Annotated in this window: 18 protein-coding genes, 1 tRNA gene and 1 riboswitch; of the genes, 9 read left to right on the top strand and 10 right to left on the bottom strand. The window is 71.9% G+C overall.

Annotated elements, in window-relative coordinates:
- Positions 1-12: 12 nt before the first annotated feature.
- Entirely contained in the window at positions 13-303 is a 291-nt protein-coding gene (locus EDF51_RS05565; protein WP_131845404.1) for an oligoribonuclease, read from the bottom strand.
- 81 nt (positions 304-384) lie between these two features.
- Between EDF51_RS05565 and EDF51_RS05560 the strand changes: the two genes are divergently transcribed.
- The 5 genes from EDF51_RS05560 (at position 385) to EDF51_RS05540 (ending at position 4,111) form a co-directional block, all read left to right on the top strand.
- The gene (locus EDF51_RS05560; protein ID WP_123294015.1) at positions 385-825 is read left to right on the top strand and encodes a MarR family transcriptional regulator; all 441 of its coding nucleotides are present in this window, start codon (positions 385-387) and stop codon (positions 823-825) included.
- Positions 822-2,063 carry an MFS transporter gene (locus EDF51_RS05555; RefSeq protein WP_134194095.1) on the top strand — a complete coding sequence of 414 codons (1,242 nt, stop codon included), beginning with the start codon at positions 822-824 and terminating at the stop codon, positions 2,061-2,063. Before EDF51_RS05560 ends, EDF51_RS05555 begins: the two co-directional genes overlap by 4 nt.
- 788 nt (positions 2,064-2,851) lie before the next feature.
- The gene (gene orn / locus EDF51_RS05550) at positions 2,852-3,490 is read left to right on the top strand and encodes an oligoribonuclease (RefSeq protein WP_123294017.1); all 639 of its coding nucleotides are present in this window, start codon (positions 2,852-2,854) and stop codon (positions 3,488-3,490) included.
- Positions 3,491-3,565: 75 nt separating this feature from the next.
- A tRNA-His gene (locus tag EDF51_RS05545) sits at positions 3,566-3,641 on the top strand.
- A gap of 125 nt (positions 3,642-3,766) precedes the next feature.
- The gene (locus tag EDF51_RS05540) at positions 3,767-4,111 is read left to right on the top strand and encodes a metallopeptidase family protein (RefSeq protein ID WP_134194290.1); all 345 of its coding nucleotides are present in this window, start codon (positions 3,767-3,769) and stop codon (positions 4,109-4,111) included.
- Between the two features lie 141 nt (positions 4,112-4,252).
- On the opposite strand, the gene EDF51_RS05535 is transcribed toward EDF51_RS05540, so the two are convergent.
- Positions 4,253-5,518, bottom strand: a complete 1,266-nt coding sequence (locus EDF51_RS05535) for an acyl-CoA dehydrogenase family protein (RefSeq protein ID WP_134194093.1) — start codon at positions 5,516-5,518, stop codon at positions 4,253-4,255.
- Positions 5,515-6,948 carry an LLM class flavin-dependent oxidoreductase gene (locus EDF51_RS05530; protein ID WP_134194091.1) on the bottom strand — a complete coding sequence of 478 codons (1,434 nt, stop codon included), beginning with the start codon at positions 6,946-6,948 and terminating at the stop codon, positions 5,515-5,517. Before EDF51_RS05530 ends, EDF51_RS05535 begins: the two co-directional genes overlap by 4 nt.
- A 102-nt stretch (positions 6,949-7,050) precedes the next feature.
- Between EDF51_RS05530 and EDF51_RS05525 the strand changes: the two genes are divergently transcribed.
- Positions 7,051-8,418, top strand: a complete 1,368-nt coding sequence (locus EDF51_RS05525) for an MFS transporter (RefSeq protein WP_134194089.1) — start codon at positions 7,051-7,053, stop codon at positions 8,416-8,418.
- An 84-nt stretch (positions 8,419-8,502) separates the two neighbouring features.
- Here the strand turns inward: EDF51_RS05525 and EDF51_RS05520 are convergent, their stop codons facing one another.
- From EDF51_RS05520 to EDF51_RS05505, 4 genes are all read right to left on the bottom strand, one after another.
- Complete coding sequence (locus tag EDF51_RS05520) at positions 8,503-9,099, bottom strand: ATP-binding protein (RefSeq protein WP_133936829.1); 597 nt, start codon at positions 9,097-9,099, stop codon at positions 8,503-8,505.
- Positions 9,092-11,671, bottom strand: coding sequence for an ATP-binding cassette domain-containing protein (locus EDF51_RS05515; RefSeq protein WP_243837077.1), 2,580 nt, complete (start codon positions 11,669-11,671; stop codon positions 9,092-9,094). The genes EDF51_RS05520 and EDF51_RS05515 overlap by 8 nt, the downstream gene beginning before the upstream one ends.
- 2 nt (positions 11,672-11,673) lie before the next feature.
- The gene (locus EDF51_RS05510) at positions 11,674-12,312 is read right to left on the bottom strand and encodes an ECF transporter S component (protein WP_134194085.1); all 639 of its coding nucleotides are present in this window, start codon (positions 12,310-12,312) and stop codon (positions 11,674-11,676) included.
- Positions 12,308-12,419, bottom strand: a riboswitch (TPP riboswitch). Its footprint overlaps the gene before it by 5 nt.
- Before the next feature lie 99 nt (positions 12,420-12,518).
- Positions 12,519-12,839 (bottom strand): hypothetical protein, encoded by a 321-nt coding sequence (locus tag EDF51_RS05505; protein ID WP_134194083.1) that lies wholly within the window; start codon positions 12,837-12,839, stop codon positions 12,519-12,521.
- A 129-nt stretch (positions 12,840-12,968) separates the two neighbouring features.
- Here EDF51_RS05505 and glgX point away from each other — a divergent pair, with 129 nt between their 5' ends.
- From glgX to treZ, 3 genes are read left to right on the top strand one after another with little or no spacing between them, the layout of a single operon-like run.
- Positions 12,969-15,203, top strand: coding sequence for a glycogen debranching protein GlgX (gene glgX, locus EDF51_RS05500; protein ID WP_123294024.1), 2,235 nt, complete (start codon positions 12,969-12,971; stop codon positions 15,201-15,203).
- Positions 15,200-17,701 carry a malto-oligosyltrehalose synthase gene (treY, locus tag EDF51_RS05495; protein WP_134194081.1) on the top strand — a complete coding sequence of 834 codons (2,502 nt, stop codon included), beginning with the start codon at positions 15,200-15,202 and terminating at the stop codon, positions 17,699-17,701. Before glgX ends, treY begins: the two co-directional genes overlap by 4 nt.
- Positions 17,698-19,452, top strand: coding sequence for a malto-oligosyltrehalose trehalohydrolase (gene treZ, locus EDF51_RS05490; RefSeq protein ID WP_134194079.1), 1,755 nt, complete (start codon positions 17,698-17,700; stop codon positions 19,450-19,452). The genes treY and treZ overlap by 4 nt, the downstream gene beginning before the upstream one ends.
- A gap of 179 nt (positions 19,453-19,631) precedes the next feature.
- On the opposite strand, the gene EDF51_RS05485 is transcribed toward treZ, so the two are convergent.
- Genes EDF51_RS05485 through EDF51_RS05475 form a run of 3 tightly spaced genes read right to left on the bottom strand, consistent with a single transcriptional unit; the run spans position 19,632 to position 22,321 of the window.
- Positions 19,632-20,426, bottom strand: coding sequence for a polyprenol monophosphomannose synthase (locus EDF51_RS05485; RefSeq protein WP_123294027.1), 795 nt, complete (start codon positions 20,424-20,426; stop codon positions 19,632-19,634).
- A 45-nt stretch (positions 20,427-20,471) separates the two neighbouring features.
- Positions 20,472-21,170 carry a class F sortase gene (locus EDF51_RS05480; protein ID WP_166673495.1) on the bottom strand — a complete coding sequence of 233 codons (699 nt, stop codon included), beginning with the start codon at positions 21,168-21,170 and terminating at the stop codon, positions 20,472-20,474.
- Positions 21,167-22,321, bottom strand: coding sequence for a glycosyl hydrolase family 8 (locus tag EDF51_RS05475; protein ID WP_123938903.1), 1,155 nt, complete (start codon positions 22,319-22,321; stop codon positions 21,167-21,169). The genes EDF51_RS05480 and EDF51_RS05475 overlap by 4 nt, the downstream gene beginning before the upstream one ends.
- Positions 22,322-22,379: the final 58 nt, after the last annotated feature.

Here is a 22,379-nt window from a genome sequence, read left to right as displayed (position 1 = left end):
CGGGGCGGGGTTCTACTCCCGGTCGAACTCGCCGCTGCGGTCGCCACGGTCGGCGAGGTCGTCCACCGGGTCGGACTCCCCCGGCTCGTAGGTGTACTCGACCGAGGTCTGGTCGAGGACCTGACGGGACTTGGTGGCGCGGTAGGTGAAGGCCGTCTGCAGGCCCTCGACGTCGGCGAACACCGTGACCTCGTCGTCCAGCGCGTCGCTCGTCGCGGTGCGGGTGTCGGTCGTGCCGTCGAAGGGTCCGCCGTGGAAGATCGCGGTGTACTCGTCGCCTTCGTGGATGGTGATGTCGCTCATGCGTCCCTTCTACCAGGCGGTGCCTGTTGCGGCCTGGTGCGGCCTGTTGCGCAATGCATAGCATCGCTATATAGTTCAGCTATGGAAACAACGCGTGCGCAGACGATCGAGACGCTCCTCGTCTCCGTCAACCGCCTGATCCGCAGCGCCGCGCAGTCGACGGGCAACACCACGTCGGCCGCGGTCTGGCGCACGCTCGGCATCCTCGAGTCCGACGAGCCGCTCCGGCTCGGGGAACTCGCGGCAGCCTCGCGCGTGGCGCAGCCCACGATGACCCGGCTCGTCACGGGCATGCTCGCCGACGGCCTGGTCACGCGGAGCGTCGATCCCGACGACTCCCGCGGCCAGCTCATCGAGATCACCGACGCGGGCCGCGCCCGGCTCACCGCCTGGCGCGCCACGCTCACCGACACGGTCGGCCCGTTGTTCGCCGACCTCACCGACGACGACTGGGACGTGCTGCACCACGCGTCCGTCCTGATCGCCCAGCGCACGACCACCAGAACGGAGACCACCGCGTGAACGCCCACGCACCTGCCGGCCAGTCCGGCTCCATCCTCAAGCAGTCCTCAGCGGTCTGGGCGATCGCCTTCGCCTGCGTCGTCGCCTTCATGGGCATCGGCCTCGTCGACCCGATCCTCCCCGCGATCGCTGGATCGCTCAAGGCGACCCCGGCGCAGACCGAACTGCTCTTCACGAGCTACCTGGCCGTCACCGGCGTCGCGATGTTCTTCACGAGCTGGGTCTCGAGCCGCATCGGCGCGAAGCGCACCCTGCTCATCGGTCTGGCGCTCATCGTCCTGTTCTCGGTCCTCGCCGCGACGTCGAACAGCGTGTGGAGCATCATCGACTTCCGTGCCGGCTGGGGCCTCGGCAACGCGCTCTTCATCTCCACCGCCCTGGCGACCATCGTCGGTGCAGCGTCGGGCGGGACCGCCTCGGCGATCATCCTGTACGAGGCAGCACTCGGCCTCGGCATCGCCGTCGGCCCGCTCGTCGGCGGCCTGCTCGGGTCGGTGAGCTGGCGCGGCCCGTTCTTCGGTGTCACCACGCTGATGGCCGTCGCGTTCATCGCCATCGTGGCCCTCCTCAAGACCGGCAGCCTCGAGAAGCCCACGCCCACGAAGCTCTCGGCGCCGTTCCGCGCCCTCGGCCGTCCCGCACTCGCCGCACTCGCCGCGACCGCGCTGTTCTACAACATCGGCTTCTTCGTCCTGCTCGCCTACACGCCGTTCCCGCTCGGCTTCGGTGCGCTCGGCATCGGCTTCACGTTCTTCGGCTGGGGCCTCGGTCTCGCGATCACCTCCGTCTGGGTCGCCCCGATGCTCACCGCCCGTCTCCGCAGGACGACGGTGCTGAAGATCGCGCTGCCCCTGCTGGCACTCGACCTCTTCGCCGCGGCCGTCGTCGTGGACTCGCAGGTCGGCCTCATCATCTGCGTCATCATCGGTGGACTCGTGCTCGGTGTGCTGAACACAGTGCTCACGGAGTGCGTCATGGAGGCCACGGACCTGCCCCGCTCGGTCGCCTCGAGCGCCTACTCGGCCGTCCGCTTCATCGGCGGCGCCATCGCCCCGCCCGTCGCGACCCTGCTCGCCGACGCGTACGCACCCTCGGCCGCCTACGTCTTCGCCGGAGCGTCCGTCGCCGTCGCGTTCGTCGTGATCCTCTGCACCACGAAGGTCCTGCGCCGCGTGGACGACGGCGCCGAGCCGGAGCGAGTCGAGGCCGAGGCCATCGGCGCCGGCGAGATGTCCTAGCCCCCCTCGACCTTCCCTTCCCCGCCCCGCCCCCTCCTGCGCGAGCGGGCGAAACACCCGGGTGTCTCCAGACGCGGCCCGGGCATTTCGCCCGCTCGCGCTGTGCGCACTGGGCGCGACCACGTCCGCTTGCCGTCGTCCGCCCAGCTGTCCGCGAGCGGGCGAAACACCCGGGTGTCTCCGGACGCGTCCCGGGTATTTCGCCCGCTCGCGCTCTGCGCACTGGGCGCGACCAGCCTGGAGGCGCGGCGCCAGTCCGACGGACCGCCACCGGGCCTCCAGGCAGTCACCACCCGGCGTGCGCCCGCCTCCGCCTCCGCCTCCGCCTCCGCCTCCGCGAGCGGGCGAAATGCCCGGGTGCCTCCCGCCGTGGCCGTGGCATTCCGCCCGCTCGCGGAAGCGCGGAGTGGCCGGAGCGCAGCCCCCTCCCGAGCGTCTCGCCGAGCGGGCGAAATACCCCGCCACCCCGCCGCGCAACCCCGGCATTTCGCCCGCTCACGGTGCGCGCGCTGGACGCGACCAGCCGGGAGGCCCGACACCCGCCCGACGGACCGCCATCGGGCCTCCAGGCCGTCACCACCACCGCCCCACGCGCCTCCGGCACGGCCGCGCCCGCGAGCGGGCGAAACACCAGGGTGCCTCGCGACGCGGCCCGGGCATTTCGCCCGCTCGCGGGTTCGGGGACGCGACCGCGCACCAGCCGCGGACGCAGCCGCGGACGCGCCCCCGCACCGGCCGCGCACCACCTGCGCACGGGGCGCGCGCGGGCCGGGAATAGGATCGTGCACATGGCAACCGCGAATGACCGCCTCGTCTGGATCGACTGCGAGATGACCGGCCTCGACCTCGAGGTCGACGAACTCGTCGAGGTGGCCGTGGTCATCACCGACTTCGACCTCGAGCCCGTGCACCCCGGATTCGACATCGTGATCAAGCCGGACCAGTCCGCGCTCGACAACATGAACGAGTTCGTGACGAACATGCACGTCACGTCGGGGCTCATCGAGGAGATCCCGAACGGCGTCAGCCTGGCGGACGCCGAGTACCAGGTGCTCGAGTACATCCTCGAGCACGTCCCGGCCGAGGGCACCGCTCCCCTGGCCGGCAACACCATCGGCACCGACCGTGCGTTCCTGTCCAAGTACATGCCCCGCGTCGACGGCCACCTGCACTACCGCAGCGTCGACGTGTCGAGCATCAAGGAGCTCTGCCGCCGCTGGTTCCCGCGCGTGTACTTCAACTCTCCGGAGAAGCACGGTGGGCACCGTGCCCTCGCGGACATCCTCGAGTCGATCCGCGAGCTCGAGTACTACCGCCGCGCGGGCTTCGTCGCCGAGCCGGGGCCGACCACCGACGAGGTGCGTGCCGTCCAGGCCGAGGTCGTCGAGAAGTGGGAACCGCGCCTGGCGCAGCCCGCAGCCGAGTGACGACACGGGTGGTCGGCACCGCCCGCAGCATGTACTACTATTGAGTGGTCGCGCCGGTCCGCCGGTGTGTGCATGGTGGATATAGCTCAGTTGGTAGAGCGCCTGGTTGTGGTCTAGGAGGTCGCGGGTTCGAGACCCGTTATTCACCCCAGTCGAGGGAGAGCCCCAGTTGCGTGTGACGCAACCGGGGCTCTCCCTCTGTGTTTGTCTGGGCGCCTCCGGCGCCGTGCGGCTTCGCCGCGAGTGGTCAGGGCGGTGTGGGACGATCCCTGCGTGATGGAGATGTCCGCCGACGACTTCGAGCAGCTCGTGACCGACGAACTCGACCTGCTCCCCGACGAGATGGTCGACGGGCTCGACAACGTGGTGTTCGTGGTCGAGGACGAGCCGGAGAACGGCGAAGAGCTCTTCGGCGTGTACGACGGCATCGCGGCGACCGAGCGCGGGCAGTACGGCTTCGGTGAGCTACCCGATCGGATCGTCGTCTTCCGCAATCAGCACCTGGCCGAGTGCGACACCGTCGAGGAGCTCAAGGACGAGGTGCACACCACCCTCGTGCACGAGATCGGGCACTTCTACGGCATCGACGACGAGCGGCTGCACGAGCTCGGCTGGGCGTAGGCGCCCACCCGGCGCACCCGGCGCCCGGCACCCGGCGCCCGAATTTCGGGCTCAGCGACACTCCTCGGGCGCACGAGCGCGAGAACTGTCGCTCACCGCGAGAGTTCGCGCCGCGCCCGCGCCGCGCCCGGCAGCGCCCCCTCAGAACCGCGTCGGCCCCACCTCGTGGTACTTCTCCCACGCGTCCACCGGCCCCCGCCCGTGCAGCGCGTACTCCCCCACGAGCCGCTCCTTGTAGACGGCCGGGTTGTGCGACGCCACGACGCGGGCGTTCCGCCAGTGCCGGTCCAGCGCGCGCGTCCGGTCGGCAGCGGACGCCCCGCCGACCTCGAACAGCTCGGAGCACGACCGCAGTACCCGCGGCCCGATCTCGACCTGCGCCTGGTAGACCGCGTTCTCGGCGGCGTCCAGCAGTGCGTGTTCGACCCCGACCCCCGGCTCGTTCGTCGCGACGACCTGGTCGAGCAGCCCCGCGGCAGCGACGACGAGCGACCGCGCGGTGAACGCCCCCGCGGACAACCGACCGAGGATCGCCAGCACCTGCGGGTCCTCGCCCGGCGTTGCCGCGTTCGCGTGGATGTACGTCCGGGTCCGCGGTCGCACGAAGGCGACCGCGTCGTCAGACACCGCCTGTCCGATCCCGGCCAGCACGGCCAGCAGGTACAGCTGGAAGAAGGCCTGGATGTGCGACAGCGGCGCGTCCTTGTACGCCGACACCACGGCGGGGTCGACCGGCACACCCTCGAAGACCGTGGTGCCGGACGCAGTCAGCCGCTGGCCGAACCCGTCCCAGTCGTCGACGCTCGTCACACCTGGCGCGTCGACCGGAACGGCGAACGTCACGCGGTCGCCCGAGCGGTCCGCGGCCAGGTAGATCCAGTCGGCGTAGAGCGTGCCGGTCGAGTAGAACTTCCGCCCGTCGAGACGGAGGGAATCACCAACAGGCGTCACCGTCGTCGAGATGTCGGCCAGGGTCGTGCCGGTCCGCTCCGAGGTCGCGTTCCCCACGATCGCCCCGTCGACGATGCGCTGGCGCCACTCGTCCCGTCCGGCCGACGATGGCCGCAGCAGCACGAGTTCGGTGAACCCGAAGTGCCCTCGCCACAGGTGCGCGATGTTCGAGTCCGCGGCCGCCAGGTCCGCCACCAGCTGCACGAGTTCGACCAGGGTCACGCCGAACCCGCCGCGGTCCTCGGGGACGCGCAGCCGGCCGAATCCGGCGTCGGCGAGTGCGCGGACCTCGGCGTGCGGCAACGGCCGGTCGCCGGGGGTGCCGGAGGCGAGCTCGCGCTCGACCGCGCCCTCGCGGATGGTCGCGAACACGGGTGCGAAGCGTTCGCGCAGGGTCGCCAGACGATCGGCCGGGAGGCTCCTCACCCGTCCGTCGGTCGTCGTCGCGTCCGTCATGCGGTCACCTCCACGGCACGTGCCGCGTCCGCAGGCGCCGTCCCGGTCGCGCTCGCGCCGCCCGTGAACGCGCCGCGCCACTGCCGGGCGGGGTGCGAGTCCGGCAGCTGTGCGTGCCCGAAGAGCTTCTCGCGCAGGGTGCCCTCGCGGTACTCGGACTGCATCAGGCCACGCTCCTGCAGGGTGGGCGCGATGCGGTCGACGAACTCCTCGTACGAACCGGGCAGCGTCCAGTTGATGACGTTCACCCCGTCGACGCCGACGCGCTGCCAGTCCGCGAGTTCGTCGGCGATCTGGTCGGGCGTGCCGACGACCCGCGCACGGAGCTTGGCGGACAGGCGGGCGAGGTCGGCGATCGTGGGTTCGCGGTCGCCGGCGGCCTCGCGGAGCCACTGCAGGTGCGACTGCCCGGCGTGGGTGCGGACCTCGGACAGCGGGGTGTCCGGGTCGAGGGCCTCGCCGGTGTCCGGGTCGAAGCCGAGGTTCGAGTGCACCAGGAAGCCGTCGGCCGCCAGGTACTCGTCGATCTCCGCTTCCTTCGCCTTCGCCTCGGCCTCGGTGGACCCGGTGACGAAGGTCAGCCCGAGGAAGAACGCGATGTCCTCCCGCCGACGCCCGGCTGCCTGGGCGAGGTCGCGGGTCTCGCGGATGAGCTGCTCGGTGGCGTCGCGGTTCGAGGTCAGGATGAACTGAGCCTCGGCGTTCCGTGCCGCGAAGGCCCGACCGGCTGGCGAAGAGCCGGCCTGGAACAGCACCGGCGTCCGCTGCGGGCTCGGCGCGCTCAGGTGCGGCCCCTGCACGTCGTAGCGCTTCCCGTGGTGGTCGATGCGGTGCACCTTGTCGGGGTCGGCGTAGCCACGCACCGGGTCCTTCAGGACGGCGCCGTCCTCCCACGAGCCCTCCCAGAGCTTCGCGCAGACCTCGAGGTACTCCTCGGCCCAGACGTAGCGCTCGTCGTGCTCCTCGAGCCGGTCGGCGCCGAAGTTCCGGGCGGCGCTGTCGAGCGCGCTCGTGACGACGTTCCAGCCGATCCGTCCCCGGGTGATGTGGTCGAGGGTGGAGACCTTGCGGGCGAAGTCGAACGGGTGCGACTGGATGACGCTCGACGTGAACGCCAGGCCCAGGTGCTCGGTCGACACGGCGAGCGCGGAGAGCAGCACCGAGGGGTCGTTCGAGGGGATCTGCAGCCCCTCGCGCAGGTTGGTCGAGTAGTCGCCGCGTCCCGGTCCGTAGGTCCCGACGACGTCGGCGAAGAACATCGCGTCGAACTTGCCGCGCTCGAGGGTCCTCGCCAGGTCGGTCCAGAGCGTGACGTCGTCGAAGTCGGCCTGACGGGCGTCCGGGTGTCGCCAGAGGCCGTGCTGGATGTGCGACGTCGTGTTCATGACGAAGGCCGCGAAGCGCAGCGGGCGGTTCGGTGCATCGCTCATGCACCCCATGTTCCCCGTGGTGCCGTCACGAGGGGCAGTGAGGTGACACCGCGTTACGCGGCTGGTTCCACCGGACGTCGGAGCCGACCATGCTGCTGAGGCATGCCGACCCCGACCACTGCTGCCGCGCCTCCCGTCCGCCGTGCCGAACCGACGACGGGCTCGACCCGCCGTCGCGTCGCTCTCGCCTCGTTCGTGGGCACGACGGTCGAGTACTACGACTTCTACCTGTACGCGACGGCGTCCGCCCTGGTGTTCGCGCCCACGTTCTTCCCGTCGGTGACGCCGGCGATCGGCGTGATCGCGTCGTTCGCGACCTACGGGGTCGGCTTCGTCGCGCGGCCGCTCGGCGGGGTGATCGCCGGACACCTGGGCGACCGCATCGGACGGAAGAAGCTGCTCGTCGCGTCCCTGGTGCTGATGGGCATCGCGTCGACCCTGATCGGGGTCGTGCCGTCGGCGGCGACCATCGGGGTCGGTGCCGTCGTCGCGCTGGTGTTCCTGCGGCTGCTGCAGGGCGTCGCCGCCGGCGCGGAGTGGGGCGGGTCCGCGCTGCTGTCCGTCGAGCACGCGCCCGAACGGCACCGCGGGCTGTTCGGGGCGTTCACGCAGATGGGGTCGGCGGGCGGGATGCTGCTCGCGACCGGCGTGTTCACCCTGGTGCGGTCCCTGCTCGGCAACGAGGTGTTCCTGGCCTGGGGCTGGCGGCTGCCGTTCCTGTTCTCCGCGGTGATCGTGGCCGTCGGCCTGGTGATCCGGCTCGGCGTGCAGGACGCTCCGGTGTTCCAGGAGCTGCGGGCCTCCGGCGGGGTCGAGCGGTTCCCGGTCTGGCAGGCGATCCGACACCACCCGCGCGCGATCCTGGTGACCGCCGGGCTGCGCCTGGTGCAGCCCGCGCTGTACTCGATCCTGACGACGTACTCGCTGACCTACCTCGCAGCCGTACGGGGACCGGCGGGCTCGGACGCCGGTCTGCAGGCGGTGCTCGTCATCTCGGCGGTGTCGCTCGTGTCGACGCCGTTCTGGGGGTGGCTGTCCGACCGGGTGGGACGCCGCGTGCTCACGATCTGGTCGGCCGTCGGCATCGCCGTGCTCATCTGGCCGTTCTTCGCGTTCCTCGACGCCGGGCCGCTCGTGCTGCTGCCGCTCGTGGCGCTGATCGGGATGTGCGTCTTCCACGACAGCATCTACGGGCCGCAGGCGGCCTGGTTCGCGGAGCAGTTCCCGACCGGTCGGCGGTACTCGGGGATGTCGCTCGGGTACCAGATCGGGTCGATCTTCTCGGTGGGGCTGACGCCGCTGCTCGCTGCGGTGTTCGTGGAGCTCGGTGGGGGCTCGCCGTGGATCCTGTGCGGGTACCTCGGGGTGTACGCGGTGCTGACCATCGTGGCGGCGGTGTTCGCGGTGGACCCGGTCGCGCGGGCGCGGGGCGCGGGGCGGGGCGGTGCGCGGGGCCGAGTCTCGCGGTGAGCGACAGTTCTCGCGCTCGGGCGTCCGTGAACTGTCGCTCAGCCCGAGACTCGGCGCGGCCAGCTGGTCGCGCCGGCCGATCCGCTACGTCCGCAGCACCACGTCGGCCAGGGACGCCGGGTCCTCGGAGGCGATGAAGTCCTGCTCCTGCGCCGCCCACCGGTCCCACTCGCGCGCGAAGGTGTCGCCGTCGCGGCCGATCGCCCGGTCCCAGCGGACTGCGTCGTCGGCCTCGAGCCACACCGCCAACGAAGCCAGCGGCGCCGACGCCCGGGACACCGCCCCGCAGCCCTCGATCACGATCGGCAGGTCGGGGTCGACCGCGGTCCACTCCGCCGGGCCGTCGGCCACCCAGTCCCACCGGCGGTACCCGCTGGGAGGCCCGAGCACGTCGCGGACCACGGCGTCGGCCGCCGCGCGGAGTCCGTCCCACCCCGGGTAGACGTCGTCGAGGTGCACGACCTGCGCCCCCAGCGCCTGCGCGAGCTGGTTGCCGAGGGTCGTCTTGCCGGTGCCGGAGCGGCCGTCGACGAGGACCACGAGGCGCCCGCCCGATGCCGCAGCAACACCGGCCGCGGCTGCGGCGACACCCGCGGCGAGACCGTCGCCGCCCGCCCGGTCCGCCGGGTCCGCCGGGTCCGCCGGGTCCGCCGGGTCCGCCGGGTCCGCCGACTCACGCACGCCAGGTCCCCGCTGCCACGGCGACCGCGATCGACGCGACACCGATCCCGACGAGCACCGCGACCATCGCCCACTCCGGCCACGCGAACCGGGCGACCCGGGCCCACGTGCGTCGCCCGGGAGCCCCGAACCCGCGCGACTCCATCGCCACCGCCAACGTCGTCGCCCGTCGCAGCGCCAGGACCAGCAGCGCGAACGCCATCGACGCCCCGCGCCGCAGCCGTCCGGTGTCGGCAAGACCCCGCGCACGCCGCGCCATCGCGAGCTGCCGCCAGTCGTCCACCAGCAGCGTCATCATCCGGATGGCCGCGAGGGCCCCGAGCACGAACCGCGCCGGTAACCGCAGCACCTGCGCGAGCCCGTCGGCCAGGTCGGTGGGGTCGACGCGGATGAACAACGCGACCGCGGGCAGCCCCACCGCGAGCACGCGGAGCGCCGTCGCCAGGGCGAGCGTCAGCGACCCGTCGGTGACGTGGGCGAAGCCGAAGTCGAACCACTCCCGTCCGGAGGGTCGCCCGTACAGCGCGATGCTCACCGCCGTGAGCGGCACGGCCACCAGGACCGGTGACACCCGCAGCAGCAGGGTCCGCACCGGCAGCCGCAGGAGGGGCAGCAGCGCGAGCTCGACCGCGAGGGCGACGGCTGCGGACATGACGTCCAGGCTCAGCACGAGGCACACGCCGAGCGCGAGGACGCCGACGAGCGAGGCCACCGGTTGGACGGCGGCTCGGTCGGTTCGGCCTGGAGGCGCGGCTCGGCCCGCCGTCGTCGGCACCGTCTCCGGGGTGGTCGCCGTCGCACCCCCCTGGTCGCGTTCCACGCGCCCTTGGTCGCGGTCCACGCGCCGGGCGCCGTCCGCCGCGAGCACGACCTCGTCGGCGTCGAGCGCCCGGATCAGGTCGCGGTCGTGCGTGACGGCGACGACGGTGGTGCCGTCGTCGGCGAGTGCTCCGAGGTGCCGGACGACGGCGTCCCACGTGGACCGGTCCTGCCCGGAGGTCGGTTCGTCGAGCACGACGACCGGCGGCCGCGCGGCGACGACCGCGGCGATGGCGAGCCGTCGCTGCTCGCCGCCGGACAGCGTGAACGGGTTGGCTTCGGCGAGGTGGGCGAGGCCGAACTCGCCGAGGAGCACGTCCGCCCGACCCGCGGCGTCCGGAGCACCGATCGCGCGTGGGCCCGCCTCGACCTCCTCGCGGACGGAGCCGGCGACGAACTGGTGCTCGGGGTCCTGGAAGACGGTGCCGATGCGGGCGGCGAGTCCGCGGCTCGACCACGTGTGCGGCGCCGGCGGGAGGCCAGCGGCGAGGTCCGTCGTGGCCGCGAGCTCCCCCGCGACCGGAGGCAGGAGCCCCGCGAGCGTGAGGCCGAGCGTCGACTTGCCGATCCCGTTCGGCCCCGTGATCGCCAGGACCTGTCCGGCTCGGAGTTCGAGGTCGATCCCGCTGCCCACCCGCTGTCGCTTGCCCCGGGCGGTCCCGAGGTCCCGCGCTTCGAGCAGCGCGCCCGCTCCCGCCCCCGCCCCCTCGCCGCCGCCCGAGCCCGCCCCCGCGCCGAGCGGGCGAAATGCCGCGGTCCCCTCGGCAGCCGACCCGGGTATTTCGCCCGTTCGCGCAGCCGCACGGAACTCGTCGCCCGCCACCTCTCCGGCCGTTTCGCCGAGCGGGCGAAATGCCGCGGTCCCCTCGGCGGCCGACCCGGGCATTTCGCCCGTTCGCGCAGCCGCAGCCGCAGCCACAGCAGGCCGCCCGCGGGCCGCGCCACGCTCCGGCTCGGCGCCGGGCACCCACACCCCGGCCGCGGTGAGCGCGGCGCCGTGGCGCGCGAGCACCTCGGCAGGCGCGCCGTCCGCGACGACCCCGCCGCCGGGCTCGAGCAGCACGAGGCGGTCGACCAGGTCGAGCCAGGTGCCGATCCGGTGCTCCACCACGAGCAGGGTCGCCCCCGTCTCGTCGAGCAGTGCGCGGACGGCGTCGTGCACCTGGGCCACGCCGGCCGGGTCGAGGTTCGCGCAGGGTTCGTCGAGCACGAGGGCTCCCGGACGCATCGCGAGTACCCCGGCGAGCGCCAGTCGTTGCCGCTGGCCGCCGGAGAGCATCGCGGTCGAACGGTCGAGCGCCAGGTCGAGCCCGACGACCGCGAGCGCCGACCGCACCCGTGCCCAGGTCTCGTCGCGCGGGACGCCGAGGTTCTCGCACCCGAAGGCCACGTCGTCGCCGATCCGCGACATCACGGTGTGCGCCTCGGGGTCCTGCATGACGAGGCCGACACGCCCGCGGACCGCGCGGGGGTCGGCGCCGTCGACCAGGACCGAGCCCTGCACGGACGCAGCGGTGTCGTCGGTGGGGTCGGGTTCGTCGGGCAGCACGGCGGCCACTGCCCGGAGCAGCGTCGACTTGCCGGAGCCGGACGGCCCGACGATCGCGACCCGCTCCCCGGCCTCGACGGTCAGGTCGACGCCGCGGACGGCCCACTCGGCACGTTCGGGGTAACGCCATCCCCAGTCGCGGAACGCGATGCGCGCGGCGCGCACGCCGACGACGTCCGGGGACGTCGACGACGGAGCGGACACCGTCACACCAGTTCGCGCGGCCGACGCCGGCTGTGCTCCCGGCCGGCCGCGAACGACGAGAGCACGCCGGTGCGTGCGAGCGCCCGGACGACCAGCCATGAGCCGGCGCCCGCGATGACGGCACCCGACACGATCGCGCACACGACGTAGACGACCTTGAACGCGGCGTCGAGACCCGGGTACCACAGCACGGCGTCGTTGATGCCGAGCGCGAGACCGGCTGCGGCCCCCGCCAGGACGACGACCGGCAGCCGGTACACGCGGTACAGGAAGAGTGCGAGGACGATCTCGGCGCCGAGTCCCTGGACCAGTCCGGCCTCGAGCGTCAGCCACCCCCACTGCGTGCCGAACAGTGCCTCGACGGACGCGGCGACCATCTCGCCGTAGAGCGCGGCGCCGGGCTTGCGGACGACGATCGCGACGAGCGGCCCGGCGAGCAACCAGACTCCGCCGAACAGGGCCTTCGTGCCCGGGAGGACGAGGTCCATGACGGCGCTGATGGGTTCGTAGCCGAACTCCCACAGCCGGAAGACGACGCCGAGTGCCACCGCGAGCACGCTCGCGACGACGATGTCGACGACCCGCCAGCGCAGCGATCGCCGCGGGGCGGTGTGGACGGTTGATGACGTGCCAGAAGACATGGTGCTGGACTCCTCCCTGCGCCGGCATGATCCGGATCAGGTTCGACGGTCGGAGCGCCACTCGCTCCCTCTCAGCCCGGCGGTCCCGGACTCCCGTGTGTGTCCCAGCAGTCTAGACGTGGTCGCGACCACGTGACGGGTCGCGACCACACATCGGACGGGAGGCCCGTTGCGGGTCCGCCACGGGCCTCCCGTCCGGTGTGTCGCTACTTCTTCAGGACGCGCACCAGTTTGCGGAGCACGGTGCCGGTCACCCAGACGAGCGGGATGCTCACGGCGACGAGCGAGATGAGGTTCGGCTCGAACTCGAGGTCCTTGCCGGGGCGACGGATGTACGCGCCGACCGGGATCGACGCGCCGCCGCCACCGCCGCCGCCGTTCTCGTCGTCCCCGCCGCCCCCGAAGCCGAACCAGCCGAGGGACACCGGGATGAGGGTCTGGTCGCCGACCTCGACGGGGTCTCCGTAGTTCGTGGAGACGCCGATCGGGCGTACCTTGTCTGCGATCTGCGTGACGATGCTGGCCATGCGCGCGACGCTACTCGTCCGTTCCTCCACAGGGCGGGCCACGCGCGCACGGGTACACAGCTGGTGCTTGTCTGCGGACGCGGACGGGTGTCACCGATATGTTGGCGCGACCATCACCTGGAGGACCGTTTGCACACCTGGCCCGGCAACCCGTACCCGCTCGGGGCGACCTACGACGGAAGCGGCACGAACTTCGCGCTCTTCAGTGAGGTCGCCGAGCGCGTCGAACTCTGTCTGTTCGACACCGACGGCAACGAAGAGTGCATCCCCCTCGTCGAGGTCGACGCCTACGTCTGGCACGCGTACCTGCCGAACGTCGGCCCCGGCCAGGAGTACGGCTTCCGTGTCCACGGCCCGTACGACCCCGACAACGGTGCACGCTGCAACCCGTCGAAGCTCCTGCTCGACCCCTACGCCAAGGCGACGAGCGGCGAGATCGACTGGGACCAGTCGCTCTTCGCCTACACGTTCGGCGACCCGGACTCGACGAACGACGACGACTCCGCGGCGCACATGATGAAGGGCGTCGTGATCAACCCGTTCTTCGACTGGCAGGGCGACCGCGCACCGCGCACGCCCTACGGCGAGACGGTCATCTACGAAGCGCACGTCAAGGGCCTCACCGAGACCCACCCCGACGTGCCCGAAGAGCAGCGCGGCACCTACGCCGGCGTCTCGCACCCCGCGGTCATCGAGCACCTGAAGCGACTCGGCATCACGACGCTCGAGCTCATGCCGGTGCACCAGTTCGTGAACGACTCGACCCTGCAGGACAAGGGGCTGTCGAACTACTGGGGCTACAACACCATCGGCTTCTTCGCGCCGCACTCCTCGTACTCGTCCTCGGGCGACCAGGGGCAGCAGGTGCAGGAGTTCAAGACGATGGTGCGGGAGCTCCACCGCGCCGGCATCGAGGTCGTGCTCGACGTCGTCTACAACCACACCGCCGAGGGCAACCACCTCGGGCCGACGCTGTCGTTCCGCGGCATCGACAACGCGGCGTACTACCGCCTGGTCGACGACGACAAGAAGTTCTACATGGACTACACGGGCACCGGGAACTCGCTCAACGTCGGGCACCCGCACTCGCTGCAGCTCATCCTCGACTCGCTGCGCTACTGGGTGACCGAGATGCACGTCGACGGCTTCCGATTCGACCTCGCCTCGGCGCTCGCCCGCGAGTTCTACGAGGTGGACCGACTGTCCGCGTTCTTCGAGCTCGTGCAGCAGGACCCGATCGTGTCGCAGGTCAAGCTCATCGCCGAGCCGTGGGACGTCGGCCCCGGTGGCTACCAGGTCGGCAACTTCCCGCCCCAGTGGTCCGAGTGGAACGGCAAGTACCGCGACACCGTGCGCGACTTCTGGCGCGGCGAGTCGTCGACCCTCGGTGAGTTCGCGTCGCGCATCTCCGGCTCGGCCGACCTCTACGAGCACGACGGCCGGACGCCCAAGGCGAGCATCAACTTCATCACCGCGCACGACGGCTTCACGCTGTACGACCTCGTCGCCTACAACGAGAAGCACAACGACGCCAACGGCGAGGACAACAACGACGGCGAGAGCCACAACCGGTCCTGGAACTCCGGCGCCGAGGGTCCGACGGACGACGAGTCCGTGAACGCCCTGCGGCTCCAGCGCCGCCGGAACTTCCTGGCGACCCTGCTCCTCAGCCAGGGCGTGCCGATGATCGCCCACGGTGACGAGCTCGGCCGTTCGCAGTCCGGCAACAACAACGTCTACGCACAGGACTCCGAGCTCAGCTGGATCGACTGGGACACCGCGGACGACGACCTCGTCCAGTTCACGGCCGACGTGGTCAAGCTGCGCCACGACCACCCGACGTTCCGTCGCACCCGGTACTTCAACGGGCGCCCGGTGCGCCGTGGTCAGGACGAGCCGCTGCCCGACGTCGTCTGGCTCACGCCCGAGGGCGACGCGATGTCGCCGGAGGACTGGGACTCCGGTTTCGGCAAGAGCGTCGGCATGTACCTGAACGGCGACGGCATCCGCGGGCGCGACTCCCGCGGCGAGCGCGTCACCGACGTGGCGTTCATCACGTACTTCAACGCCCACGACGACGTCGTGACGTTCACGTTGCCGCCCGAGGAGTACGCACCCGGCTGGACGGTCCGCATCGACACCGCCGAGCCCGGTGCCCGTGACGAGATCGTCGAGGCGGGCACACCGCTCGACGTGCCCGCGCGCTCGATGATCGTCCTGCGTGCCGAGCCGAACCACGAGGTCTCGGTCACCCCGGTCGAGGTCCAGCACCACGACGGCGCCCCCGAGCCCCGGTCCCCGCAGGACGCCGTCACCCCGGCCAACCCGGCCGGTTCCACCGCACCGAGCGGCACCGCGCGATGACGACCGGCACGACGGGGGCCGGACGTCGCGTTCCCGTATCGACGTACCGGCTGCAGGTCTCGGCGGACTTCGACCTGGCCGCCGCACGCGACCTCGTCGACTACGTGCACGACCTCGGGGCCGACTGGCTGTACCTGTCGCCGGTCCTGCAGTCGGAGCCCGGCTCGAACCACGGCTACGACGTCGTCGACCACACGCACGTCGACACCGACCGCGGCGGTGACGAGGCCCTCCGGGTCCTCGCCGAGGCCGCGCACGCGGTCGGGCTCGGCGTGCTGGTCGACGTCGTCCCGAACCACGTCGGGGTCGCCACCCCGGCGGTCAACCCGTGGTGGTGGTCCCTGCTCGAACTCGGCCAGGGCTCCCCCGTCGCCTGGGCGTTCGACGTCGACTGGGACGCCGGCGACGGCAAGGTCCGGGTGCCGGTCCTCGACGACCGGCTGCTCGACGCGGTCACACTCGACACGTCCGACGCCGAGCACCCGGTGCTCCGGGTCGGCGACACCGCGTACCCGACCGCGCCGGGCACCGCCCACCCGGGCGACTCGGTCGAGGCCGTGCACGCGCTGCAGCACTACGCGTTCGTGCACTGGAAGCGTGCGGATCACGAGCTCAACTACCGCCGGTTCTTCGCGGTGAACACGCTCGCGGCCATCCGGGTCGAGGAACCCGAGGTGTTCGCGGCGTCGCACGGCGTCATCGGCGGCTGGTTCCGCGACGGCCTCGTCGACGGCCTGCGCATCGACCACCCGGACGGACTGTACGACCCCGCCGGGTACCTGCAGGACCTCGCCGAGCTGACCGGTGGTGCGTACACCCTCGTCGAGAAGATCCTCGAACCCGGCGAGGAACTCCCGAGCTCGTGGCCGGTCGACGGCACGACCGGGTACGACGCCCTCGGTGTCCTGGACCGCGTTCTCGTCGACCCCGCGGGCGAACCCTCGCTGACCGCGGCATCGGGCGCGGAGCCCGCCGACTGGCAGCAGCTCACGCACGACACCCGCCGCGGCATCGCCGACGGGATCCTCGGCAGCGAGGTCGAGCGACTCGCCCGACTGCTCGCGCCGGTCACCGCCGGAGCGGACGCGATCACGCACGAACGGCTCGTCGACGCCCTCGCCGAGGTCGTGGCGTCGTTCGACGTGTACCGCACCTACCTGCCCGAGGGCGCGCACCACCTCATCGCGGCGCTCGAACGCGCGGCAGAGGCCCGTCCCGACCTCGACGACGTCATCGACCGGGTCGCCCCGGCGCTCGTCGACCCGGACAACGCCGCCGCGATCCGCCTGCAGCAGACGAGCGGCATGGTGATGGCCAAGGGCGTCGAGGACACCGCGTTCTACCGCACGTCCCGCTTGACGTCCCTGAGCGAGGTCGGTGGTGACCCGAGCGTGTTCGCAGTGTCCGTGGCCGACTTCCACCAGGCGCAGCGCGACCGGCTCGGCAGCTGGCCGCACACCATGACGACGCTCACCACCCACGACACGAAGCGCAGCGAGGACACCCGCGCACGCATCGCGGTCCTGGCCGAGCTCGGCAGCGAGTGGGCCGAAACGCTCGACCGGTTGCAGTCCCTCGTCCCGCTCGAGGACCGCGTGTTCGCCGACCTCCTCTGGCAGGCGATCGTCGGTGCCCGTCCCGCCAGTCGTGAGCGGCTGCACGCCTACGCCGAGAAGGCATCACGCGAAGCCGGCGACAGCACCACCTGGACGGAGCCGGACACGGCGTTCGAGGAGCGCATGCACGCCCTCGTCGACGCGGCGTTCGACGAGCCCGCCGTCGTGGCCGTGCTCGATGCCCTCGACGAACGGATCGACGCGGCTGGGTGGTCGAACGGGCTCGCGCAGAAGCTCGTGCAGCTCACGGCTCCCGGCGTCCCCGACGTCTACCAGGGCACCGAGTTCTGGGACCGGTCCCTCGTCGACCCCGACAACCGCCGGGCCGTGGACTACGCCGAACGGCGCCACGTCCTCGCCGAGATCGACGGTCCGGACGACGACGGCCCCGAGGACCTCCCGGCGATCGGGATCGACGGCGCCGCGAAGCTCCTCGTGACCGCCCGTGCACTCCGTCTCCGGCGCGACCACCCGGAGCTCTTCGCGCGGTACCTCGCGCTCGAGGCGACGGGCAGCGCGGCGGACCACGTCGTCGCGTTCGACCGCGGCGGTGCCGTCACGATCGCCACGCGACTGCCGATCGGCCTCGAACAGGTCGGTGGCTGGGGTGACACCCTCGTGCACGCCGTCCCCGTCGACCGGGTCGACCTGCTCACCGGCAGGACCTTCGCGGCCAGCCGGGGCATCGCCCTCGCGGACCTGCTCACCACCTACCCGGTCGCGCTGCTCGTACCGGCCGCCACGGTCGGGGAACCCGGCCACGCCGACACGGTGACCGACGCGTCCGGCGCGGAACGGGCCTCCCGGTCGACCGCCCGGACCACCCCGGCGACCGAGTCCGACGCGCAAGCGGAGATCGACATCCTGGAGGGTCACGCATGACCGCACCCGACCGTTACGCCGTCTGGGCGCCCGAGCCGGACCGCGTCCGGCTGGTCGTCGACGACGTCGAGTACCCGCTGACCCGGGGCGACGACGACTGGTGGTCGACCGACGCGATCATGCCGGTCGTCGGTGCCCGCTACGGGTTCCGCCTCGGCGACGACGACGCGGTGCGACCCGACCCCCGCAGTCGCTTCCAACCGGACGGCGTGCACGGCACCTCGGCAGTGGTCGACCCGGCGCGCTTCGCGTGGACCGACGAGTCGTGGACCGGACGCCCGGCCCGCGGTGCCGTCATCTACGAGATGCACGTCGGTACCTACACGCCGGAGGGAACCCTCGACGCGGCGGCGCAGAAGCTCGACCACCTGGTCGAGCTCGGCGTCGAGTTCGTCGAGCTCTTGCCCGTGAACGGGGTGAACGGCGAGTGGAACTGGGGCTACGACGGGGTCGCCTGGTACGCGGTGCACGCCCCGTACGGCGGTCCCGACGCCTACGACCGCTTCGTCGACACGGCGCACTCACTCGGCCTGGGCGTCATCCAGGACGTCGTCTACAACCACCTCGGGCCGAGCGGCAACTACCTGCCGCTGTTCGGGCCGTACCTGGTGCAGGGGCTCGCGAACACGTGGGGCGACTCGGTGAACGTCGAGCACCCCGAGGTCCGTCGGTACGTGCTCGACAACGTGCGCATGTGGTTCCGCGACCACCACGTCGACGGGCTCCGGCTCGACGCCGTGCACGCGATCCGCGACACCACGCGGCCGCACGTCCTGGCCGAGATGGCCGACGAGACGGACGCCTACGGTTCCTTCGTCGGTCGTCCGCTGTCGCTGATCGCCGAGTCGGACCTCAACGACCCGGTGATGTTCCGCCCGCGGGAAGCCGCCGGGTACGGGCTCGCCGGACAGTGGTCCGACGACTTCCACCACGCCGTGCACGTGGCGCTGACGGGCGAGACGAACGGCTACTACGCCGACTTCGCACCGCTGTCGGCGCTCGCGAAGGTGCTCGACCACGGGTTCTTCCACGACGGCACGTGGTCGTCGTTCCGTGGCCGGCGCCACGGGCAACCGATCGACCGCGGGACTTCCCCGGCGACGGCCCTGGTCGTCACGAACCAGAACCACGACCAGATCGGCAACCGCGCGGCGGGCGACCGTCTGGCGGCGACGCTCGACGACGAAGGCCTCGTCATCGCCGCGGCACTGACGCTGCTGGGCCCGTTCACGCCGATGCTGTTCATGGGCGAGGAGTTCGCCGCGACGACACCGTGGCAGTTCTTCACGTCGCACCCGGAGCCGGAGCTCGGCAAGGCGACGGCCGAGGGCCGCATCCGCGAGTTCGCGGAGCACGGCTGGGACGAGTCGGCCGTGCCGGACCCGCAGGACCCGACGACGTTCACGAACTCGAAGCTCGACTGGGCCGACGTCAGTTCCGAGCGGGGTGCGGCGATCCTGCGTGCCTACCGGGTGCTCGTCGCCCTGCGCCGGACCGACCAGGCCTTCGTCGACCACCGGTACGAGGCGAACGCCGTGCGGTTCAGCGAGGACCGCCGGTGGCTGGTGCTCACGCGTGGGCTGCTCGGACCGGACGTGGCACCCGTGCACGTCGTGGTGAACTTCCTCGACGACGCTGCCGAGGTGCCGGTCCCCGGTGCCACCGGCGAAGAGCTCTACCGGTTCGGAGCGGCCGAGGTGGCGACGGACTGCGTGCGGTTCCGCGGGCGGGGCGTGGTGGTGCTGCGCTAGTCGCTGCGCTGTCGTCCGGGCGGGCCGGGCTTGCCCACGGGCGGGCCCGGGCTTGCCCACGGGCGGCCGATCCGCGAAAGCGACAGTGTCCCGCGAACAGTTCGCGGGACACTGTCGCTTTCGCGGTACCGCTGCCGGGGGCCGACGGCGTGCGCCGACGCCGACGCCGACCCAGCTGGTCAGGCCGCGTGGTCGGCCACGGCGTGCGCGTTCGTGCGCACGGACGGCAGCTTCCGGTGGTCCTTGACCAGGGAACGGGTCTCGCGGATGCGGCGGTCGATGCCCCACTTCGTCACGAGGGCCAGGCTCTCGCGCACGATGTTGCCGCTCATCTTCGAGACGCCGAACTCCCGCTCGGTGAACGTGATCGGGGTCTCGACGACGCGCAGACCGGCCTCGAGGGCACGCCAGCACAGGTCGACCTGGAAGCAGTAGCCCTTCGACGCGACGCCGGCCAGGTCGATCCGCTCGAACGCCCGCGAGGTGAAGACCCGGAACCCGCCTGTGGCGTCGCGGACGGCGATGCCGAGGGCCAGGCGCGTGTAGAGGTTGCCGCCACGGGAGAGCAGTTCGCGGTACCAGGGCCAGTTCTCGACCTTGCCGCCCTTGATCCAGCGGGACCCGAGCACGAGGTCGTTCGTGTCCGCGAGCTCGAGCATCCACGGCAGGTACTCGGGGTGGTGCGAGCCGTCGGCGTCCATCTCGACGAGCTTGGCGTAGCCGTGCTCGAGGCCCCAGGCGAACCCGGACAGGTACGCGCCGCCGAGACCGTCCTTCACCGTGCGGTGCATGACGTGCACGCGGTCGGTCTCGCGGGCGATGGCGTCGGCGATGTCACCGGTGCCGTCGGGCGAGTTGTCGTCGACGACCAGCACGTGGACGTTCTCGTCGGTGGCGGCGAGCGTGCGCTCGACGATGGGACGGACGTTCTCCGCCTCGTCGTAGGTCGGGATGATGACCAGGGTCTCGCTCATGGTGCTCCTCGTGCTCCACATCGAATGTATCGGTCGGTGTTTGGGTCAGTCCGACGAGAGGTCTGCGAACACGATCAGATTGTCCGTGTAGTGCCCGGTGGCGGTGTCGAACACGCCGTCGCAGGTGATCAGTCGGAGCTGGGGGGTCGGGGTGGTGCCGTAGACGTCGCTCGTCGGGAACGCCGACTTGGCGGCGCGTTCCGAGCGGTCGACGGTGAAGGTGCGGGTGCTGCCGTCGGACATCGCGACGTGGATCTCGTCGCCAGCGACCAGTTCGTCGAGCCGGAAAAACACGGCGGCGCTCGTCGGGCTGTCGACGTGGCCGGCGATGACTGCCGGGCCGACCTCACCGGGGACGATGCCGTCACTGAACCACCCGGCGCTGTCCCAGTCGACGGGCGGGTCGAGTTCGCCGGCCGTGCCGCGGTGCAGGTCCTCGAGGTTCGACTGCACGCCGATCGCGGGGATCGAGACGCTGACCGGGGTCGCCGCGGATCGGGCAGCGGGTACGGCCGGGTCCTGGAACCCCTCGATGCCCGACCCTGCAGAAGCAGAAGCCGAAGCCGACGCCGAACTCGACGGCGCCGAACCGGCCCGCCCGTCCGACCCGTCGCTGCCGACGGTCGACGCGAGCGCCACACCGGTGACGCCGCCGCCCACGACGACCGCGGCGAGCACGGCCCCGATCACCACGCCACGACGTCCGAACACCGTCCCACGCCCGGCGGACCGTCGGCCGGTCACGATGCTCCTCCGGCCGTCGTCGCGCAGCCGCCGAGCACGTCCGAGGTGAGCATGGTCGAACCGAGGGCGGCCCAGGCGTCCCCGTAGTAGGTCGGCGTGGTGGCAGCCGTCCGGTCGGCCCGCTCGAGGTCGTCGGCGGCCGCACCGGAGGAACCGGCCGCGTACTCGGCGGCGGCCCGGGCGGTGTACGCCAGGGCGTTCGTGTCCCCGGTCACGGCGGTGCCGCCCAGGTCGAGCTGCGCCGCGAGCTGCGTCGTCCGACGCAGGGTCGGGGCGAGCGACCCGGCCAGGGCGCGGTCGTCGGCGGAGCAGGCCTCGGCGTAGCGGACGGGCGTCCGCATCGCGTCGTAGCCGTACAGCACGCGCTGGTCTCCCCCGGTGGCGGGCATCGGGTCGACGGTGCCGTCGGCGTGCACCTGCGACCAGTCGCTCGGCAGCTGCGACTCGTCGAGCACCGCCGCGGTCGCCGCGCGGGACCCACGGTTCAGCGCGGTCCAGCGGTCGTCGCCCGTGGCCTTCGCCAGCACCGCGAAGGCGGCCGGCGACGCGTACGAGGCGTTGTACCGGTACGGCTCGGAGTCCGCCCACGGCCCGGGCAGCAGGATCGTGCCGAGCTCCGTGGTCGCGGTCTCGTGTTCCAGGATCGCCGAGGCGATGCGCTTGCCGGCTGTCGTGTACCGGTCCTCGCCCCACGCGTCGCCGGCGAGCACCAGGGCCCGCGCGGCGTCGAGGTCGGCGTCACTGGCCGGCTGCTCGTCGGCGACACCGTCGTCGGGCGTCCAACGCCAGGCGAGCAGGTCGTCGTCGGTCAGCATGTGCGTCTTCGTCCACTTCCAGATGTCGTCGAACCGGTCGCGGTCGCCGTTCGCGAAGGCGATGAGCAGCCCGTAAGCCTGTCCCTCGCTGACGGTGTCGTCGCCCTGGTCGGTGCGGACGACGCGGCCGTCCTGCACGTACCGGTCGAGGAACTCCGTGCGGAGCTCCTTCGGGGAGCGTGCCGCGTCGGGCGCGCTGGTCGAGGTCGGGGTGGCGACCGAGCCGCTCGAGGCCTCGGTGTCCTGCCCCCACGGGCGAACCGCGATGAGCGCGACGCCGACGGCGACGACCACCGCCGCTGCGGCGGTGACGGGTATCCAGGTCCTGCGGGTCATGCTGGCCTGCCTTTCCGTGGATGGTGACGATGGATCTGGACGGGAGGGGCGGATCACG

Origin of the sequence: Curtobacterium sp. PhB25 (genome assembly GCF_004365375.1) — a bacterium.
Classification (GTDB): domain Bacteria; phylum Actinomycetota; class Actinomycetes; order Actinomycetales; family Microbacteriaceae; genus Curtobacterium.
The sequence above is the reverse complement of the archived record's forward strand: the minus strand, read 5'-3'. Positions and strand labels throughout refer to the sequence as shown.

Bases quoted from the DNA above. Each gene is read 5' to 3' on its own strand.
- EDF51_RS05505 (WP_134194083.1), bottom strand. From the start codon at position 12,839: ATGGCCAGCATCGTCACGCAGATCGCAGACAAGGTACGCCCGATCGGC.
- orn (WP_123294017.1), top strand. From the start codon at position 2,852: ATGGCAACCGCGAATGACCGCCTCGTCTGGATCGACTGCGAGATGACC.
- treZ (WP_134194079.1), top strand. From the start codon at position 17,698: ATGACCGCACCCGACCGTTACGCCGTCTGGGCGCCCGAGCCGGACCGC.
- EDF51_RS05475 (WP_123938903.1), bottom strand. From the start codon at position 22,321: ATGACCCGCAGGACCTGGATACCCGTCACCGCCGCAGCGGCGGTGGTC.
- treY (WP_134194081.1), top strand. From the start codon at position 15,200: ATGACGACCGGCACGACGGGGGCCGGACGTCGCGTTCCCGTATCGACG.
- EDF51_RS05485 (WP_123294027.1), bottom strand. From the start codon at position 20,426: ATGAGCGAGACCCTGGTCATCATCCCGACCTACGACGAGGCGGAGAAC.
- EDF51_RS05510 (WP_134194085.1), bottom strand. From the start codon at position 12,312: ATGTCTTCTGGCACGTCATCAACCGTCCACACCGCCCCGCGGCGATCG.
- EDF51_RS05535 (WP_134194093.1), bottom strand. From the start codon at position 5,518: ATGACGGACGCGACGACGACCGACGGACGGGTGAGGAGCCTCCCGGCC.
- EDF51_RS05525 (WP_134194089.1), top strand. From the start codon at position 7,051: ATGCCGACCCCGACCACTGCTGCCGCGCCTCCCGTCCGCCGTGCCGAA.
- EDF51_RS05565 (WP_131845404.1), bottom strand. From the start codon at position 303: ATGAGCGACATCACCATCCACGAAGGCGACGAGTACACCGCGATCTTC.
- EDF51_RS05530 (WP_134194091.1), bottom strand. From the start codon at position 6,948: ATGAGCGATGCACCGAACCGCCCGCTGCGCTTCGCGGCCTTCGTCATG.
- EDF51_RS05560 (WP_123294015.1), top strand. From the start codon at position 385: ATGGAAACAACGCGTGCGCAGACGATCGAGACGCTCCTCGTCTCCGTC.
- EDF51_RS05540 (WP_134194290.1), top strand. From the start codon at position 3,767: ATGGAGATGTCCGCCGACGACTTCGAGCAGCTCGTGACCGACGAACTC.